General features: G+C 70.7%; 19 protein-coding genes and 1 pseudogene. 10 read left to right on the top strand and 10 right to left on the bottom strand.

Translation table 11 applies throughout. The annotated features are described in order from the left end of the window. Positions 1-125: 125 nt before the first annotated feature. The 5 genes from rlmB to ACWIE7_RS04685 form a co-directional block, all read right to left on the bottom strand. Positions 126-1,094, bottom strand: a complete 969-nt coding sequence (gene rlmB, locus ACWIE7_RS04705) for a 23S rRNA (guanosine(2251)-2'-O)-methyltransferase RlmB (protein ID WP_452099649.1) — start codon at positions 1,092-1,094, stop codon at positions 126-128. A 1-nt stretch (position 1,095) separates the two neighbouring features. Continuing rightward, positions 1,096-2,544, bottom strand: a complete 1,449-nt coding sequence (cysS, locus tag ACWIE7_RS04700) for a cysteine--tRNA ligase (protein ID WP_454068677.1) — start codon at positions 2,542-2,544, stop codon at positions 1,096-1,098. A 63-nt stretch (positions 2,545-2,607) separates the two neighbouring features. Then, positions 2,608-3,090: a 2-C-methyl-D-erythritol 2,4-cyclodiphosphate synthase gene (ispF, locus tag ACWIE7_RS04695; RefSeq protein WP_454056990.1), complete on the bottom strand. Its 483-nt coding sequence runs from the start codon at positions 3,088-3,090 to the stop codon at positions 2,608-2,610. An 8-nt stretch (positions 3,091-3,098) separates the two neighbouring features. Next, the gene (gene ispD, locus ACWIE7_RS04690) at positions 3,099-3,860 is read right to left on the bottom strand and encodes a 2-C-methyl-D-erythritol 4-phosphate cytidylyltransferase (RefSeq protein WP_454068676.1); all 762 of its coding nucleotides are present in this window, start codon (positions 3,858-3,860) and stop codon (positions 3,099-3,101) included. A gap of 16 nt (positions 3,861-3,876) precedes the next feature. Next, the gene (locus ACWIE7_RS04685) at positions 3,877-4,377 is read right to left on the bottom strand and encodes a CarD family transcriptional regulator (protein WP_452099653.1); all 501 of its coding nucleotides are present in this window, start codon (positions 4,375-4,377) and stop codon (positions 3,877-3,879) included. A 198-nt stretch (positions 4,378-4,575) separates the two neighbouring features. On the opposite strand from ACWIE7_RS04685, the gene ACWIE7_RS04680 reads away from it, so the two are divergent. Together ACWIE7_RS04680 and disA are read left to right on the top strand one after the other, a co-directional pair. Then, positions 4,576-5,148: a hypothetical protein gene (locus ACWIE7_RS04680; protein WP_454068675.1), complete on the top strand. Its 573-nt coding sequence runs from the start codon at positions 4,576-4,578 to the stop codon at positions 5,146-5,148. Between the two features lie 10 nt (positions 5,149-5,158). Continuing rightward, positions 5,159-6,274 (top strand): DNA integrity scanning diadenylate cyclase DisA, encoded by a 1,116-nt coding sequence (gene disA / locus ACWIE7_RS04675; protein WP_452099712.1) that lies wholly within the window; start codon positions 5,159-5,161, stop codon positions 6,272-6,274. 33 nt (positions 6,275-6,307) lie between these two features. Here the strand turns inward: disA and ACWIE7_RS04670 are convergent, their stop codons facing one another. Continuing rightward, the gene (locus ACWIE7_RS04670) at positions 6,308-6,976 is read right to left on the bottom strand and encodes a hypothetical protein (protein ID WP_454068674.1); all 669 of its coding nucleotides are present in this window, start codon (positions 6,974-6,976) and stop codon (positions 6,308-6,310) included. A gap of 56 nt (positions 6,977-7,032) precedes the next feature. After that, positions 7,033-7,686, bottom strand: coding sequence for a carbonic anhydrase (locus tag ACWIE7_RS04665; protein ID WP_452099655.1), 654 nt, complete (start codon positions 7,684-7,686; stop codon positions 7,033-7,035). A gap of 38 nt (positions 7,687-7,724) precedes the next feature. Between ACWIE7_RS04665 and ACWIE7_RS04660 the strand changes: the two genes are divergently transcribed. The 6 genes from ACWIE7_RS04660 (at position 7,725) to ACWIE7_RS04635 (ending at position 12,628) form a co-directional block, all read left to right on the top strand. Continuing rightward, positions 7,725-8,609, top strand: coding sequence for an A/G-specific adenine glycosylase (locus tag ACWIE7_RS04660; protein ID WP_454068673.1), 885 nt, complete (start codon positions 7,725-7,727; stop codon positions 8,607-8,609). A 187-nt stretch (positions 8,610-8,796) separates the two neighbouring features. After that, positions 8,797-10,404, top strand: coding sequence for an ABC transporter substrate-binding protein (locus tag ACWIE7_RS04655; RefSeq protein ID WP_454056987.1), 1,608 nt, complete (start codon positions 8,797-8,799; stop codon positions 10,402-10,404). Between the two features lie 42 nt (positions 10,405-10,446). Then, positions 10,447-10,896 (top strand): nuclear transport factor 2 family protein, encoded by a 450-nt coding sequence (locus tag ACWIE7_RS04650; RefSeq protein WP_454056986.1) that lies wholly within the window; start codon positions 10,447-10,449, stop codon positions 10,894-10,896. Positions 10,897-10,936: 40 nt separating this feature from the next. After that, positions 10,937-11,794, top strand: a complete 858-nt coding sequence (locus ACWIE7_RS04645) for a mycofactocin-coupled SDR family oxidoreductase (protein ID WP_454056985.1) — start codon at positions 10,937-10,939, stop codon at positions 11,792-11,794. 92 nt (positions 11,795-11,886) lie between these two features. Then, on the top strand, positions 11,887-12,195 hold the full coding sequence (locus ACWIE7_RS04640) for an antibiotic biosynthesis monooxygenase family protein (RefSeq protein WP_344988797.1): 309 nt from the start codon (positions 11,887-11,889) through the stop codon (positions 12,193-12,195). Between the two features lie 40 nt (positions 12,196-12,235). After that, positions 12,236-12,628 (top strand): DedA family protein, encoded by a 393-nt coding sequence (locus tag ACWIE7_RS04635; RefSeq protein WP_454056984.1) that lies wholly within the window; start codon positions 12,236-12,238, stop codon positions 12,626-12,628. Between the two features lie 52 nt (positions 12,629-12,680). Here ACWIE7_RS04635 and ACWIE7_RS04630 read toward each other — a convergent pair whose 3' ends face one another. Both ACWIE7_RS04630 and ACWIE7_RS04625 read right to left on the bottom strand, forming a co-directional pair. Next, complete coding sequence (locus ACWIE7_RS04630) at positions 12,681-13,727, bottom strand: ABC transporter substrate-binding protein (protein ID WP_454056983.1); 1,047 nt, start codon at positions 13,725-13,727, stop codon at positions 12,681-12,683. Then, a pseudogene (locus ACWIE7_RS04625) lies at positions 13,724-13,924 on the bottom strand (ABC transporter ATP-binding protein); the annotation flags it as partial. The pseudogene ACWIE7_RS04625 and the gene ACWIE7_RS04630, both read right to left, overlap by 4 nt. A gap of 56 nt (positions 13,925-13,980) precedes the next feature. Between ACWIE7_RS04625 and ACWIE7_RS04620 the strand changes: the two are divergent. Together ACWIE7_RS04620 and ACWIE7_RS04615 are read left to right on the top strand one after the other, a co-directional pair. Beyond that, positions 13,981-15,156 (top strand): ROK family transcriptional regulator, encoded by a 1,176-nt coding sequence (locus ACWIE7_RS04620; RefSeq protein WP_454056982.1) that lies wholly within the window; start codon positions 13,981-13,983, stop codon positions 15,154-15,156. 114 nt (positions 15,157-15,270) lie between these two features. Further along, positions 15,271-15,795 (top strand): flavin reductase family protein, encoded by a 525-nt coding sequence (locus tag ACWIE7_RS04615; RefSeq protein WP_454056981.1) that lies wholly within the window; start codon positions 15,271-15,273, stop codon positions 15,793-15,795. Here ACWIE7_RS04615 and ACWIE7_RS04610 read toward each other — a convergent pair. Continuing rightward, a complete protein-coding gene (locus tag ACWIE7_RS04610; protein WP_454068672.1) occupies positions 15,792-16,547 on the bottom strand; it encodes a hypothetical protein in 756 nt (251 codons plus the stop codon). The genes ACWIE7_RS04615 and ACWIE7_RS04610 overlap by 4 nt on opposite strands. Between the last annotated feature and the right edge of the window lie 168 nt (positions 16,548-16,715).

The raw sequence follows: 16,715 nt of genomic DNA, 5'->3' as shown, positions 1-16,715 counted from the left end.
ACCCCTCTACCGCGGCCGCCCCACCTTCGCCGATAGGTCACACCGCCTCACGAACTCCCAAGACCGCACGAGCAAAAACCCGGCTCTGCGACCACTCGACGCGTGGAGCGGGCCGGAAACCCTCGTCAGCCCTTGACGCGCCGCTGACGCGCGAACTCCGACAGCACCACGCCCGCCGCGACCGAGGCGTTGAGGCTCTCCACCTTCGAGGCGATCGGGATCGACAGGATGGAGTCGCAGTTCTCGCGTACCAGCCGGGACAGGCCCTTGCCCTCGGATCCCACCACAATGACCGTGGGGCCGGTGCCGTCGTAGTCGTCCAACGACACGTCGCCACCGGCGTCGAGCCCGACGAGCTGGGCGCCGGACTTGGCCCAGTCCAGCAGCGTGCGGTTGAGGTTGGTGGCGCGGGCGACGGGCAGGCGTGCCGCCGCGCCGGCCGAGGTCCGCCACGCCACCGCGGTGATGGAGGCACTGCGACGCTCGGGGATCAGGACGCCGTGGCCGCCGAACGCCGCGACCGAGCGGATGACGGCGCCGAGGTTCCGCGTGTCCGTGATGTTGTCGAGCGCCACCAGCAGCGCCGGCTGCGACGAGTGCATGGCGCTCTGGATGAGGTCGTTCGGGTCCGCGTACTCGTACGGCGGAACCTGCAGCCCGATCCCCTGATGCATGCCGTTGGACGTCATGCGGTCCAGATCGACGCGCGGCACCTCCAGGATCGAGATCCCGTTGTCGGCGGCGAAACGCACGGCCTCGGTGAGCCGCTCGTCGTTGTCCGCGCCCACGGCCACGAACAGCGCGGTCGCCGGGACCCCGGCCCGCAGGCACTCCACGACCGGGTTGCGGCCCACCACGAGCTCGGGCCCGTCGGCCTTCTTCTGGGCGTACTGGCGACGCTGCTGCGCGCCCTGCGCCTTGCGGTCCGCAGACTTCGCCCGGCGGTGGGCCGCGTGATAGGTCCGGTCCTCCGCCTTGGGGGTGGCGCCACGCGCCTCCAGGCCACGACGACGCTGGCCGCCGGAACCGACGACCTGCCCCTTCTTCGTGCCGCTCTTGCGGATCGCTCCGCGCCGGCTCGAGTTGCCCGCCATATCAGTCCTTCCGGTTGGCGAGCGACCACTTCTGGCCGTCCGCAGTGTCGGCCACGTCGATGCCCGCCGCGACCAGCCGGTCACGAATGGCGTCCGAGGTGGCGAAGTCCTTGTCCGCCCGAGCCTGCTGCCGTGCGGCCAACTCGGCCTGTACGAGAAGATCCAGCGCGACGGCCGTGTCGTCGTCGCCCCCACCGGCGGCAACCCACCGGGCGTCGAGTGGATCCACGCCCAGCACACCTGCCATCGCCCGCACGGACGAGGCGGCGGCCAACGCCGCCTCCATGTCGCCGGCCGCCAGCGCGGTGTTGCCCGCCCGGACCTGCCCGTGGATCTCGGCCAGCGCGGCCGGCACCCCCAGGTCGTCGTTCATCGCGGCGGCGAACCCCTCGGCCCACGTCCCGACGGGCACCGCGGTCTCGGGAGCGACGGACGGCCCTGCGTCTGCCCTGACAGCCTCGTTCACCCGCCCTACGAACGCCTCGATGCGCCGGTAGCCGGCCGCCGCCTCCTGCAGGGCCTCGGGCGAGTACTCGAGCATCGAGCGGTAGTGGGCGCTGCCCAGGTAGTAGCGCAGCTCGACCGGCCGGACCGTGGTGAGGATGTTGGGCACGCTGAGCACGTTGCCCAGCGACTTGCTCATCTTCTCGCCGGCCATGGTGACCCAGCCGTTGTGCAGCCAGTACCGAGCGAAGCCGTCGCCGGCGGCGTGGGACTGGGCGGCCTCGTTCTCGTGGTGCGGGAACTGCAGGTCCAGGCCTCCGCCGTGGATGTCGAAGGTGCCGCCGAGGTACCAGGTGGCCATGGCCGAGCACTCGAGGTGCCAGCCGGGCCGGCCGTCGCCCCACGGGGTGGGCCAGCTGGGCTCGCCGTCCTTGGCCGCCTTCCACAGGGCGAAATCGCGCGGGTCGCGCTTACCGCGCAGGTCCGCGGACTCCCCCTGGTCCACCTCGTCGAGCTTGTGTCCGGACAGGTGCCCGTAGTCGCCCTCCGGCGCGGCCGACCAGGCGGCCACGTCGAAGTAGACCGACCCCTCGGCCGGGTACGCGTAGCCGCGCTCGATGAGCCGCTCCATGTACTCGATCATCTGGGTCATGTGCCCGGTCGCCCGCGGCTCGGTCGACGGCGGCAGCACGCCCAGCGCGTCGTAGGCGCGGGTGAACTCGCGCTCGTGCGTGGCGGCCCATTCCCACCAGGGGCGACCGTTCTCGGCCGCCTTGGTCAGGATCTTGTCGTCGATGTCGGTGACGTTGCGCACGAACGCCACGTCATAGCCGGCGGCCAGCAGCCAGCGCCGGAGGATGTCGAACGCGACGCCGGAGCGCACGTGCCCGATGTGTGGGGCGGACTGCGGGGTGGCTCCACAGAGGTAGACAGACGCGTGCCCTTCCCGGACGGGGGCGAACTCCCGGAGGGAGCGGGTGGCGGTGTCATACAGATGGAGTGTCACGGTGGCCGAGTCTACCGGTGGCCGCGCCGTGCGCCCGCCTCGTCGCGCGGGGTGTGGGGTAGTTCAGGCCCGGTAGACCAGCGCGGTGGCCACGGCGGAGACGCCCTCACCGCGGCCGGTGTATCCCATGCCGTCGGTCGTGGTGGCCGAGACGGACACCGGCGCGCCGATGATCTCCGACAGCCGCTCCTCGGCCTCGACCCGCCGCGGCCCCATCTTGGGCCGGTTGCCGACCATCTGCACGGCCCCGTTGCCGATCGTCCAGCCGTGCCTGCCGAGTTCCCGGACGGCCTCGCGCAGGAGCTGTTCCCCGGAGACGTCGTCGTACTCGGGCCGCCCGGTCCCGACCAGGGTGCCGAGGTCTCCGAGCCCCGCCGCGGACAGCAGCGCGTCGACGAGCGAGTGCGCCACGACGTCGCCGTCGGAGTGACCCTCGCACCCGTGGTCGTCGGGAAAGTGCAGGCAGGCCATCATGCAGGGCTTGCCCGGCTCGACGCGGTGGGCGTCGGTGCCGATCCCCACGCGGGGGATGACGGGTCCGGTCACGGGTCCTCCTAGGGCCGTGCGGTCGACCCGGACCGCAGGTGGAATTCGGCGAGCGCGCGGTCGTCCGCGGTGGTGATCTTGAACGCGAGCGCCGCACCCCGGACGGTGGCGACGCGCCGGCCGAGCCGCTCGACCAACCCCGCGTCGTCGGTGGCCACGTCCCCGGCCGCGTCGTAGGCGGCGAGGAGCACGTCGGGCGCGAAGCCCTGCGGGGTCTGGACGGCGCGCAGCGCGGAGCGGTCGGGGGTGCCCACGACGTGGCCCGCGGCGTCGACCTGTTTGACGGTGTCGACGACCGGGAGGACGGGCACCACCGCGGCCTCGCCTGCGCGCACCGCCTCGACCACGCGCCGGATCGACCCGGCGGGGGTGAGGCACCGCGCCGCGTCGTGGACGAGCAGGACGTCGTAGACCGCCGCGCCGGTCGCCGCGTCGTGGGCGGTGGTCAGGGCCGCGAGGCCGTTACGCACCGAGTCGGTGCGCTCGGCTCCGCCCGTGGTGACGACGACGACGTGGCGGCCCACCCGCAGCGGAGCCAGCAGTGACTCCGCCTCCTCCACGCGATCGTCCGGCACCACGGCCACCACATCGTCCACGACGCCCGAGTCGAGCAGCCCTTCCACGGACCGTTCGAGCATGGTCCGGCCCTCGAGCTCGACGAACGCCTTCGGTATACCGGCGCCGAGGCGGCTGCCGACCCCGGCGGCGGGGACGACCGCGGCCACCCTGCCCGAAGGGGCGGGGTGGCCGGTCGATCCGTGGTGCGTCACCTGGTGGTGCGCCGCATTACGCGGACGCGGGCGCTGCTGAGCCCAGCACCTCTTCGAGGAGCGCGTCCGCGCGATCCTCGTCCGCGCGCTCGGCGAGCGCGAGCTCACCGACGAGCACCTGGCGGGCCTTGGCCAGCATGCGCTTCTCGCCCGCGGACAGTCCACGGTCGAGATCGCGGCGCCAGAGGTCACGTACGACCTCGGCGACCTTGTTCACATCGCCCGAGGCGAGCTTCTCGCCGTTCGCCTTGTAGCGGCGGGACCAGTTGGTGGGCTCCTCCGCGTGCTCGGTGCGCAGGACCTCGAAGACCTTGTCGAGGCCCGCCTGGTCCACCACGTCGCGCACTCCGACGTACTCGGCGTTCTCGGCCGGGACCTTGACCGTGAGATCGCCCTGCGAAACCTTGAGGACGAGGTATTCCTTCTCGGTGCCCTTGACCGTCCGCATCTCGATCGCCTGAATGGTCGCGGCGCCGTGATGCGGGTAGACGACGGTGTCGCCGACCTTGAACTCCATGAGTGGCTTTCCCCTTTCGACTGACCTATCTTAGCACGCCCTCAGCCTCGGCGTTTTCCGTTTGCGCAGGTCAGCACCGTGCTGGACCTGTCCAGGCATTCCGGCGCCCCCGAGGGGGCCACTCCGGCACCGATGGCGCGGGGCCGTGGACTACGATGAGACCGGCCTGAGAGACGACCATTCCCCGAGGAGCCTGACGTGACTTCACCGAACACCGGCCTGCGCCGCACCGCGCTCGTAGTCCTGGCCGTGGGCGCCGCCCTCGGGGCGTCGGCCTGCGGATCCGGCCAGGTGTCGCAGACCGCCAACCAGGTCGCCGCGGTCGACGGCGGCCGTGGCTCGGCCGGCGATCTGTCCGTGAACGACTTCCAGGTGCTCATCCCGCAGGACGGCGGCGAGGCCCGTGTCGGCTTCGCGGCCTCGTACACCGGCTACGGCATGGAGGACCCGATCGGCATCGAGTCGGCCGAGGTCGACGGCATGCCGGTACAGCTCGGCGACACCCGACCGATGGAGCGTGGCTGCTCGATCGTCTTCGACGCCAGCCCGGACGCCGCCCCCATGCCGCCAGCCGCCGACGTCTGCCTCGAGCACGCCACGGCGGTGCTGCCCGGAGGCGAGGAGCTACACATCGGCACCTCGGTCCCCGCCACCGTCTCCTTCAGCAACGGCGAGCGGATCGAGCTGGACGCGGCCGTGATGGCCGAGCCCGTCGAGATCGGCGAGTACACCCGCCCGGCCGAGACCGCCGCCCCGTCCGAGGGGCACTGAGACGTCCGCCCTGTCCGCCCGCTCGGCTGACGGCTCGCCCGTCGACGCCGAGGTCCGCGGCGTTCTCCGCCGCCTCGCCCCGGGCACGCCGCTGCGCGACGCGCTCGACCGGATCCGGCGTAGCGGAACCGGCGGCCTCGTCGTACTCGGGGACGATCCCGCGGTCCAGTCCATCTGTGACGGCGGGGTCGATCTCGACGTCCCGTTCACCCCGGCCCGCCTGCGCGAGCTGAGCAAGATGGACGGCGCCGTGGTCCTGTCCACGGACGGCACGAGGATCACCCGCGCCAATGTCCATCTGGTGCCCGATCCCTCACTGCCCGCCGTGGAGACGGGCACGCGTCACCGCGCCGCGGAGCGGACCGCCCGGCACACCGGTGTCCCCGCGGTCGCCGTGTCGGCATCCATGACCACGGTGACCGTGTACGCCGCAGGGCAGGCCCGCGTGTTGGCCGATCCCGTCGTGCTGCTCGCCCGCGCCGACCAGACCGTCGCCACGATGGAGCGTCACGGCGCCCGCACCGCCCGCGCCCGGGCCCGACTCGATCGCGCGGAGATCGGCGGGTACGCGGCCGTGCGTGACGTGATCACCATGGCCCAGCGCCTGCTTCGCCTGGAGCGACTGGGGACCGAGCTCGCCGAGCTGACCGTCGAGATGGGCGAGTACGGGCGTCAGACCACACTGCAGCTCGAGGAGCTGCTCTCGGACACCCCGGATGAGCTCTGGGGCCTCGTCGCCGACTACCTGGTGGTGGACCAGACCGGCATGGATCCCGCCGATGCGGATTCCCCGGCCCTGCCCACTGCCGAGCAGGTCGAGACGGGCCTGGAGCGGCTCACCGTGCTCTCCGACGCGGATCTGCTGCTACCCGGCCCCGTCGCGCGCTGCCTCGGGCTACCGGCCGAGCCCGAGGACCTGGACGACCAGGTCTCGGCGCGCGGCTACCGGATGCTCGCCCATATCCCCCGGCTGCGGCCGGTGCAGATCGCGGCACTCGTGGAGCGGTTCGGCTCGGTGACGGCGCTGCTGGCGGCCGAGCAGGCGGACTTCGCCGATGTCGAGGGCGTCGGCTCCCTGTGGGCGCGGCACGTCCGGCAGCGGCTCACCGGCCTCGTCACCGGCTGACCGACGTCAGACGCGAGCGTCAGGCCTCAGACGTCAGGCCTCGGGCGCGTCGACCACGTTGAACGTCGCGGCCGGGCTGAAGACGTTCCCGACCAGCGCGTACACCTGGTAGGAACCCACCTCGACCGGCGTGCGGTCGGACTCGGCACAGGCGCCCTCGGCGGAACGGCGGCCCGACCAGTCGATCTGGCGCGGCTCCGGCTCGTTCGGGCGCAGTTCGACCTCGTCCTCGTCGCGGGGCGTCGTGCAGTCGATGCTGGACCAGACCTTGGTGTTGTCGTCGAGCCGATAGACCTCGAACGAGAGCGGCGCCTCGGACAGGTCGCGGTCGCACGTCGTCTCGGACGTGTTGAGGACGTTGACGAAAAAGCGGACCTCCTCGCCGACCGGCACGTTCGGCCCGGCGGGCCACACGTCCAGGCGCAGGTCCTCGTCAGCGCAACGACCGCGGGACGCGCCGCCGTCGTCGTCGGGCTTGTCGCTCTCGGTGGGCTCGGTGGTCGAGGTCTCGGTGGTCTCTGCGGCCTCCGACGTATCCGGGTCCCCGCCGTCGGCCGTCGCCTGGGTGTCCGTCCCGGTGTCGCGGGAGGCCAGGAAGAGCGCCACCACCACCGCCAGGACGACGACGACCGCGACGACGACCGCCGCGACACGACGGCGGACATAGACTTCGCGCGGTAGGGGGCCCTGAGGTTCTTGCACGAGCCCAACTCTAGATCCGAGCCCGCGCCCACCCGACCTGCGGCGCGGCGTGTCCCTCAGACCGCGACCATCTCCTCGCCGGGACCGTGCGGGACGTCCTCGACGTCGCCGATCACGCTGCGCAGATACGCTCGCCCGTCGTTGAGCTTATACGTCACGCCCACGATCGCGAGCTTGCCGGCGGCCACCCGCTCCGAGATGATCTTGGACCGCTGCTCCAGCAGCTCACCGGTCTCCAGAATGTGCCGCGCCTCGAGGTCGTCGGTCGTCGTGAGGCCCTCGCGACGGCCGTTGAGGATCGACGGGGAGACCTTCTCGACCACGTCCCGCAGGAACCCGGGCGGGATCTCGCCGGTCTTGAGCGCCTCGACCGCCGCGGCCACGCCGCCGCAGCTGTCGTGCCCCAGCACCACGATCAGCGGCGTCTCCAGCAGGTGCACGGCGTACTCGATCGACCCCAGGACCGCGGTGTCGATGATGTGGCCCGCCGTGCGGATGACGAACATATCGCCCAGCCCCTGGTCGAAGATGATCTCTGCCGCCACCCGCGAGTCCGAACAGCCGAACAACACGGCCTTGGGTTGCTGCGCGGCGACCAGGTCCTCACGCCGCTGGGTATTCTGGCTGGGATGACGCATCTCGCCGTTGACGAATCGATGATTGCCGTCGCGGAGCGAGGCCCAGGCGCTGATCGGGTTGGTATGAGGCATGGCTCATATTGTGCACTCGCTTCCCTGAAGGACCCTCAGTGACCTCCACCGCAGCCCACGACATCGACACCCCTGCCCTGATCTCCTGGTTCTCCGGCGCCGGCCGCGCCCTGCCGTGGCGCGAGGACGGCGTGAGCGCCTGGGAGATCCTGCTGTGTGAGGTGATGAGTCAACAGACGCCCGTCGCCCGGGTGGAGCCGGTCTGGCGCGACTGGCTGGCGCGGTGGCCGGGCCCGGCCGAACTCGCCGCCGCCGCCCCCGCGGACGTGATCCGCATGTGGGGCAAACTCGGCTATCCGCGCCGTGCGTTGCGACTGCGGGAGTGCGCTGTCGTCGTCGTCGACACATTCGGGGGCGAGGTTCCCACCGACGTCGACGACCTGCTCTCCCTGCCGGGCGTCGGCGACTACACGGCGCGCGCCGTCGCCTGCTTCGCGCACGGCCAGGCCGTCCCCGTGGTGGACACCAACGTGCGGCGCGTCGTGGCGCGCGCCGTCAACGGGCTCGCCGAGGCGGGCCCGCCGTCGAACCGTCGCGACCTCGCCGCCGTCGAGTCGTTGTTGCCTGCGCGGCGTGAGGACGCCGTGGCCTTCTCCGTCGCGGTCATGGAACTGGGCGCCCTCGTGTGCACCGCCCGCTCCCCCGACTGCGACGCCTGCCCGCTCGCCTCCTCGTGCGCGTGGGTGGCCGCCGGGAAGCCCGCCTGGGACGGGCCCAGGCGGAAGGCCCAGACGTACGCCGGGACCGACCGTCAGGTCCGCGGCATGCTGCTCGACGTACTGCGCGACGGCGACGGCACCGCGACCGCCGCGCGGCTCGACCTGGTGTGGCCGGACGACGTGCAACGTGCGCGGGCGTTGGCCTCGCTTGTCGACGACGGGCTCGTGGTGCAGGTCGAGGGCCGCTACTCACTGCCGACCTGAACTACGGGCCGACCACTCGGTCCGATACGCAACCCGCGGGGCGAGGCGGTTTAATGCGCCGACTGAGGCAATTTCTTAATTCTGTTGTCAGCGGCGCCCCTAGTCGTGATACTCATCACAGAGCACCGCTTTAAGGGACCGACTTAAACAGCCAAGCCGGTCCCGGCCCCGCCCCCTAGGAGGACCCATGACCCGGACGACACGTGCGATCCTCGCGCTATCCACTGCCACGATCACCCTGGCGGCCTGCGGTGGCGGGGGCGGCGGATCGTCCACCGCCGCCGGCGGAGACGATTCGCTGACCCCCGCGCAGTCAGACCGGTGCACCGAGGAGAACGTCGGCGGCACCATCACCATGGGCGAGTACGTCATGCTGCCCACGTTCATGCCCGGCCAGGGCCAGTCCGGTGTCCGCGGCGGCGCCGAGTCGGCTGCGATCTACGACCGACTGATGCGCTGGAACCCGGAGGCCGAGGAGTTCGAGCCCAAACTCGCCGAGTCGCTCGAACCCAACGAAGACAACTCGGTCTGGACCCTCGTGCTGCCCGAGGGCGTCAACTTCTCCAACGGTGACCCGCTCACCGCCGAGGACGTCGCCTTCACTGTCGAACTCCACAAGGACCCGGCGACGACCTCGATGGCCATGACGCAGGCCATGCAGGTCGAGCGGGCCCGGGTCGTGGACCCGCATACCGTCGAATTCACCCTGACCCAGCCGTGGGCAGGGTTCCCGTCGGTCCTGGCCGGGACCGTCGGCGAGGTCATCCCCAAGGCCGCCTTCGAGGCGTCCGATGCCGAGGAGTGGGCGCGCAACCCGATCGGGGCCGGCGCGTTCACGCTCGCCAGCTACACCCCCGACCAAGAGGTCGTGCTCGAGCCCAACCCGGACTACCACGGCGGCGTCGTCTGCCCCAGCCTGCGCTTCATCCGGATCCCCGGGTCCCAGGGCACCCTCGACGCCTTCCGGACCGGGGAGATCCAGGCCGGGTTCCTGCGTGGATCCAAGTTCATCTCCGACGCACAGGACTCCGGCCTACAGGGATTCCACACGATAATCAGCGCCGGGTCCGTCATCAACATGAACTCCGGCGCGGCCGGCTACGACGGCATCCTCACCGACGAACGGGCCCGCCGGGCCGTGGCCCACGCTCTCGACCGAGACCTCATGGATCAACGGCTCCGCGCCGGCACCGGGCAGCCGACCTCCGCCCTGCTGGCCGAGTCCTCGCGCTTCTACGACGGCCATGACGGACCGGAATACGACAACGCCGCGGCCACGGCGCTCGTCGAGGAGATCAAGGCCGACAATCCGGACTGGAACGGCTCACTGACCCTTCTGATCTCCGACGGTCCCGAGAATGTCGAGGCAGGAGTGGTCACGAAGGCGCTGCTCGACGCCGCCGGGTTTGACGTGTCCATCGAGAACGCACCGGTGTCCCAGGTCACCGCGCGACAGTTCACGGGCGACTACGAGATCGTCATCGGCGGCCTGGATACGTCCGACGCCGATCCGGCCTCCACCTTCTACAGCGCCCTGACCCCCGGCGGCGCCACCAACCTCACCGGCATCGATGACCCGGAACTCGTCGCGACGGTCACCGAACTCATGGCCGCGACCGACCTGCAAGCGCAGAAGGAGGGCTTCGCGCGCCTGCAGGAAGTCCACAACCGGGTCATGCCGTTCACCGTCGTCGGCAACGCCGAGGAATACGTACTCATTTCCGAGGAGGTCAGGGGCGTCCAGCCCACGATTTCCTCCACCATGCTCTTCGACGGCGCCTTCATCGAAGAGTGAGTCACCCGGCCTTGTTCAACCCGGCGCACCGAGAGGACTGACATGGATGCCGTGGAGCGGATCGAGGCCAGGGAGGCCATCACCCGCCTGATCTACGCGTACTGCACGACACTCGACTCCGGACGACTCGACGAGACCGCGGACCTGTTCGCAGACGGGGTGTGGCGACCCGGGCCAGCTCTCGCCTTCACAGGACGTGACGCGGTAGCGGAGTTCCTGCACTCGAACATCATCCTGTACGACGACGGCTCGACGGGTACGCGCCACGTCATGGGCAACATCTGCATTGACTTCGACGAGCAGGGCACGTCGGCAACCGCGCAGTCGTACGTGATCGTCTACCAATCGATCTCCCGGGCCCAGCCCACCATCATCTTCCAGGGGCGATACGCGGACTCCTTCTCCTCCCACAGCGGCGACTGGAGGTTCGCTGAACGCCGAGTGCTCCCCGACGGGTTCGGTGACCTGTCGAAGCACATGCGCTCGACGTAGCACCCCGATCCCCGGAACCCACGAAAGGTAACAGCAACGGATGACTAACGACCCGACTATCGGAGCGCCGCTGACCGGAAGGGTCGCCCTGGTGACCGGCGCCGCGCGTGGCCAGGGCAGGGCACACTGCGAGGCGCTCGCCGCGGCCGGCTGTGACATCATCGCCACGGACATCTGCTCCGACATCCCCACCATCGAGTACCCGTTGGCCCGACCCGAGGACCTCGATGCCACCGCCGAGGCGGTGCGAGCGTCCGGGCGCCGGTGCCATACGGCTGTCGCTGACGTCCGGGATCTGGTGGCAATGGCGGCGGCCGTCGACACCGGCGTGGCCGCGCTCGGAGGACTCGATTTCGCCGTGTGCAATGCGGGGGTGTCCGCCCCTGTCACCCGGTCCTGGGAGCGCAGTGAGGCGGAGTGGGACGCCACGGTCGACACCAATTTCAAGGGCACCTGGATCACCACGAAGGTCGCGGTTCCCCACATCCTGGACACGGGCCGCGGCGGCTCCATCGTCATTATCAGCTCGATGGTCGGACTGACCGGAGCCGCCAACACCACCAGCTACATGGCGTCCAAGTGGGCGGTTCGGGGTCTGGCCAAATCACTGTCGGGCGAGGTCGGCCCCATGGGGATCCGCGTCAACTCGATCCATCCCGGCAACGTGCGCACCCCGATGATCGACAACTCCGCGATGATCTCGCTGATGTCCGGGGGCGAGGCCAGCGATCTCGACGGCGCGGCCGCAGGGTTCGGCGCGCTCAACGTGCTGCCCCGGCCGTGGGTCGAACCGACGGAGATCTCGGCGATGGTCGTCCATCTGTGCAGTCCCGCGGGAGCGGGGATCACGGGCGCGGAGATCGCGATCGACCTCGGGGGCTCGTCGAAGTTCGGGTAGGACCGGTCTCCCGCGAGTCCGGCGCCCGTGGGCTTCGCCCCGAGTCAGGTCAGCGACCCGCCTCGTCGGCCGGTAAGCGTAGGCTGTCCTACATGGCCGTCGTGAAGATCAATGCCCTCAACGTCCCGCCGCAGGCCGGCGCCGAGCTCGAGCGCCGGTTCTCCGAGCGCGCGCACACCGTCGAGAACTCCCCGGGCTTCCTCGGGTTCCAGCTGCTGCGCCCGACCGGCGGGGAGACCCGCTACTTCGTGGTGACGACCTGGGAGGACGACGCTTCGTTCGAGGCGTGGCGCGACGGCGACGCCCGCGCGGCCCACGCAGGTCAGCACGGCAAGCCGGTCGCAGAGGGCGCGAACCTGCTGGAGTTCGACGTCGTAATGGACGTCAAGCCCGCCGGCTGACCAGACCCGACCTGACCGCACCCCGCATCGCTGCCCGCCCATGGACCGGATCGCCGAACTGCCGTTCGCCCTGGCCTTCGGTACCCTGTTCTTGATCGTGATGTTGCGGGCCAACGCCACCTATTGGTTGGGCCGGGGCGCGCTGAGCGGGGGTCGGCTCAGCGACAGGCTCGCCCGTCGCCTCGACGGGCCGACCATGAAGCGCGCCCAGCGGCTCTCCGCCCGCTACGGCGTGGTCGCGGTGCCACTGTCGTTCCTGACGGTCGGCATCCAGACGGCGATCAACTTCAGCGCCGGCTTCACCGTCATGCCGCTACGCCGCTACCTGCCGGCCGTGACCGTGGGGTGCGTGCTCTGGGCGCTGCTCTACTCCACCGTCGGCATGGTCGGCTGGGCGGCGATCGCGACCCTCTGGGACCGGATCGCCGCCTGACCTGGCCAGCTCGGGCCCGAGGCGAGCACAACTCGGGGCAGCCCGGCTCAGTTCAGGGCAGCGGGCCCACCACGGGCGCCAGGTCGTCAGCGAACCGCTCGTCCGCCAGTGCATTCACGTCGACAGCATCGATCTGACCGTCCTCGGTGAACACGTCGGCGAATTCCTGTTCGCTGGCGATCGTGTCCGCCAGCGCGACCGGCACCCGGCTGCTACGGCCCTGCGAGAGCTCGGCGGCCTCCGGTGAGATGCCCACCGCCGCTCCGTAGTAGTCCGCCCACCCGGTCGGGTCCTCTGCCGCCCACTTCCCCGCCTCGGCGATCCGGACCAGCAGGTCGGCGATCGCGGTCTGCCGGCGCGGGTCCGCCAGGGCCTCGTCAGACGCCACGCCGAACCCGAACCCGTTGGTCGTCCCGGCCGCGGCGGTGAGGGTGCGGGCATCGGAGGTGGTCTGGGTGATGGCAGTGTACGGGTCCCAGATGGCCCACGCGTCAGCGTCGCCGCGGGAGAACGCCGACCCCGCTTCGGCGGGCTGGAGATACACCAGCTCCACGTCGTCCGGGTCGACCCCGGCCTTACGGAGCTGCAGCAGCAGGTGGCCGTGGGCGGAGGTGCCCTTGGCTACCAACACCTTCCGGCCGACCAGGTCCGCCACGGACTGCACGTCCGAGTCGGCCGGGACGAGGATCTGGTCGCCCTCCCCGTCGTTGGCGTAGGCGGACACGACGGACGCGCGCGCCCCGGCCGCGGCCCCGAACACGGGCGAGGTGTTGCCTGTCACGGCCACGTCGATCTGCCCGGCGTTGAGCGCCTCGATCTGCGGCGGTCCGGAGGTGAAGGTGGAGAACTCCACCCGGTACGGCAGGTCGTCGAGCTGCCCTGACGCGGTCAGTAGCGCCTCTGTGCCACCCTTCTGGTCCCCCACCCGCAGCACGAGGTCGGACAGCTCCGCCGGGTCCACCCTGTCCGGGACGGGCGCCTGGGCCTGCGATTCCCGACTGGCGCACCCCGCACCGGCGATCATCACGACCACCACCAGGGCGAGGAGTGCGATCAGTATCGAGTGTCGCCTGCGGATATCGGAAACGGTGGTGGTCATATCGAATAGTCCTCGTCTGAGTCGTCGACGCCCAGGGCGTCGAGAAGTGATCGTCGGTGGTGACCGACCTGCCCGCCCTCGCGGGGCCGGTCGATGGTCTCGGTGTGCGCAACGGCGCCGTGGTCCAGCACGAGCACGCTGTCGGCCAGCGCGATCGCCTCGTCGATGTCGTGCGTGACCAGCAGGATCCCAAGTCCGAAACCCTTAACTGCACCAGACCGATCTGTCTATTGTCTGTGTTACTGTCACCGCCATGCCCACCCAGTCCCCCGTGGCCGACCTGCGCCTCTCCGACATCAGCTCGGCGCGGGTCATGCGGGCGATCCGGTTCCGGGGGCCCGTCTCCCGGCCCGAGATCGCAGCGACGACCGGGCTGTCCGTGGCGACCGTCGGACGCGCGACCTCCGCGCTGATGGCCGCGGGTGTCATCCAAGAGCGTCCCGAACTCATGCACGACGGATCGGTCGGACGCCCGAGCATCCCGGTGGAGATCGACCCGTCCGGTCCGGTGACCGTCGCCGTGCACATCGGCTTACATCGCAGCGTGGTGGCGGTGTGCGACCTCGCGTGCCGCATCCTGTCCGAGTACGCGATCGGCACGCCCGGCCGTGAACCGGCGCGGATCGCCGACGATCTGACCGCGGTCGCGTTCCGACTTCTGGACGGTTACCGCGACCGCCGGCTGGTCCGGGGTGGGATCGCCACCGCCGCCCGGATCACCGGGGCGGGCCGGATCGACCACGACCTGCTCGGATGGAAGGACGTGCCCGTCACCGACCTGTTCGCCGACCGGATCGGGGTGCCGTTCTCGGTGGCGCCGCACGTCGAGGCCATGGCCGCGACCGAGCTGCTGGTGGGGCACGAGACCCACGAGGGCACCACGCTGGTGGTCTATGCACGCGAGAGCCTGGGTTCCGCGCTCGTGATCGATGGCGTCGTCCACCAGCCGCGGGCGGGCTCCCCCGATCTGACGCACCTGCCCGTCGGAGCCACCGAGCTGCTCGACGACCGCGGCGGCGGCCTGCTGGACGTGGTCGGCGACTCCGGGCTGGTCCGGGCTGCGGGTCGCCACGGAATAGAGGTGGGATCGGTGGCCGAACTCGCCGTGCGCGCCCGCCGGGACGCGGTGGCGGAAGCGATCCTCGTCGAGCGCGCCACGGTCCTGGGCCGGCTGGTGGGCCTGTTGTCCTCCATCACCCGGCCCGATGCCGTCGTCCTGTGCGGTCAGGCCTTCACCGACCATCGGCGGTACCTGTCGGCGCTGATCAAGGCGACCCGGGAGACCCGTCTCGTGGGCGGGGCGCCGGATCTGCGGGTCTCGACGGCAGGAGGCCGCATCCAGCAGTTCGCCGCGATGGCGGTCGCACTCGACGCGATCTCCGCGGACCCCACGGCAGTGCTCGCGGCCCGGGCGCTCTCTGCGTCGTAGGGCCCGGCCCGGCCGCGCCTTCACCGCCGTGGCGGCCTGCTTCCGCCGCCGCACTTTGCATCACCGCGAACGGAAGTCTCGACATCCGTAGCGGGCGGGCCGCAGACTTCCGACATGCCTGAACACCAGTCGTTGTCCACTACCGTCCCGCCCGTCTCCCGGGAGGTCCACCGGCGCGCGATGAGGACGCATCCCGCCGGCGTCACCATCGTCACCCTGGACGGTTCGGACGGTCCCGTCGGCTTCACCGCGTCGTCCCCCTCGAGCCTGTCTGCCGAGCCCGCCCTGATCAGTTTCAACGTGGGAGTATCCTCGTCGAGCCTGGCGGCCGTTCTCGAGGCCCGCACCGCCGTCGTGCATCTGCTCGGCGAAGGGGACGAGCACCTGGCGCTCCGCTTTGCCGGGCCGTCGCATCTGCGGTTCGCCGACACGGCGCTGTGGACCCGCGCCGAGACCGGCGAGCCACTGCTCCACGGCGGGCGGGTCCGACTCCGCGTGGTCCTGGACCGTCTCGTGCCCGCTGGCGATCACGTCCTGGTGATCGCGCGTCTGCTCGACGCCTGGTTCGACGACGAGCCCGCCGATCCCCTGGTGATCCTCGACGGCGGCTTCCGTTCGGTATCGAGCTCCGCCCACTAGCCGGGCGCCACCACCAACTCGGTGAGCTCGACCCCGCCGGTGCACTCATTCTCGCTCAGTCCCACCTCCGCCGGGCTCAGGCCGTCCCAGCCCAGCGCCAGCTTCGTGGAATCGTTCGGTTCGAGCCTCTTGGGTGAACCACCCGCCCATTCCATCTGAGGATCGCCGGTCGTGCGGAACGCCACCGTCACCACCAGCGGCTGGTCCGTGAGGTTCTGGAAGTCGGCCGAGAAGATGCAGTTGTAGATCGGCTCGTCGAACATGTCCATCACCACGTACCGCAGCTCGGACGTCTGGATGTCCACCTCCACACCCAACTCCGCAGCATCTTCCCGTGGCATCTCCGCCGCCGGCTGAACCTGCGAAAAGCGGGGTGATACCCGAATCGACGGGCTGGCAGGACCCTCCGCGGAGTGGGGACGCGCGGCGGGTGCGGACGACGTCGGGCGGGCTGCAGGGGTGAAGGACGACGACGTCGCCGGCGCCGAGTTCGGCCCCAGTCCTGACTTCATGAATTGCTCCACCACGCCGGCGAGCGCGATGGCCCCCGCCGCCACGATGATCAACCCGACAGCGCAGACGATCCCCAGGATCCACCAGATCGCGTTCGAGTTCTCGTTCTCCTGGCCGGGGGCTGTCCACGCCCCGGAGCGCCGTCCCTCGCCCGGCGCCTGCCCGTGCCCCGGCGCCTGCCCGCGCGCCGGCGCGTGCCCGTGCCCCGGCGCCTGCGATGGCCCGCCCCCGTACGTCATCCGTAACTCCCCCGTCGTCGCCGCTCGTCCGCTCGCGAGCCTCGCCGAGGATAGGTCCTCCAGCGAGGCCATAGGTGCCTCACACAACGCTGGCCAGCCGCTCACAATTCGCCGCGTGGTCGATCCCAATCACGTTTTCCCAGGTGGGCATCGCCGACTTTCGGGATC

This window comes from Dietzia sp. NPDC055343, assembly GCF_053645265.1.
The sequence above is the reverse complement of the archived record's forward strand: the minus strand, read 5'-3'. Positions and strand labels throughout refer to the sequence as shown.

Coding starts and splice junctions, on each gene's coding strand:
- ACWIE7_RS04645 (WP_454056985.1), top strand. CDS start 10,937: ATGACTAACGACCCGACTATCGGAGCGCCGCTGACCGGAAGGGTCGCC.
- ACWIE7_RS04610 (WP_454068672.1), bottom strand. CDS start 16,547: ATGACGTACGGGGGCGGGCCATCGCAGGCGCCGGGGCACGGGCACGCG.
- ACWIE7_RS04635 (WP_454056984.1), top strand. CDS start 12,236: ATGGACCGGATCGCCGAACTGCCGTTCGCCCTGGCCTTCGGTACCCTG.
- ACWIE7_RS04615 (WP_454056981.1), top strand. CDS start 15,271: ATGCCTGAACACCAGTCGTTGTCCACTACCGTCCCGCCCGTCTCCCGG.
- ACWIE7_RS04620 (WP_454056982.1), top strand. CDS start 13,981: ATGCCCACCCAGTCCCCCGTGGCCGACCTGCGCCTCTCCGACATCAGC.
- ACWIE7_RS04630 (WP_454056983.1), bottom strand. CDS start 13,727: ATGACCACCACCGTTTCCGATATCCGCAGGCGACACTCGATACTGATC.
- rlmB (WP_452099649.1), bottom strand. CDS start 1,094: ATGGCGGGCAACTCGAGCCGGCGCGGAGCGATCCGCAAGAGCGGCACG.
- ACWIE7_RS04685 (WP_452099653.1), bottom strand. CDS start 4,377: ATGGAGTTCAAGGTCGGCGACACCGTCGTCTACCCGCATCACGGCGCC.
- ACWIE7_RS04655 (WP_454056987.1), top strand. CDS start 8,797: ATGACCCGGACGACACGTGCGATCCTCGCGCTATCCACTGCCACGATC.
- ACWIE7_RS04640 (WP_344988797.1), top strand. CDS start 11,887: ATGGCCGTCGTGAAGATCAATGCCCTCAACGTCCCGCCGCAGGCCGGC.
- ACWIE7_RS04665 (WP_452099655.1), bottom strand. CDS start 7,686: ATGCCTCATACCAACCCGATCAGCGCCTGGGCCTCGCTCCGCGACGGC.
- ACWIE7_RS04650 (WP_454056986.1), top strand. CDS start 10,447: ATGGATGCCGTGGAGCGGATCGAGGCCAGGGAGGCCATCACCCGCCTG.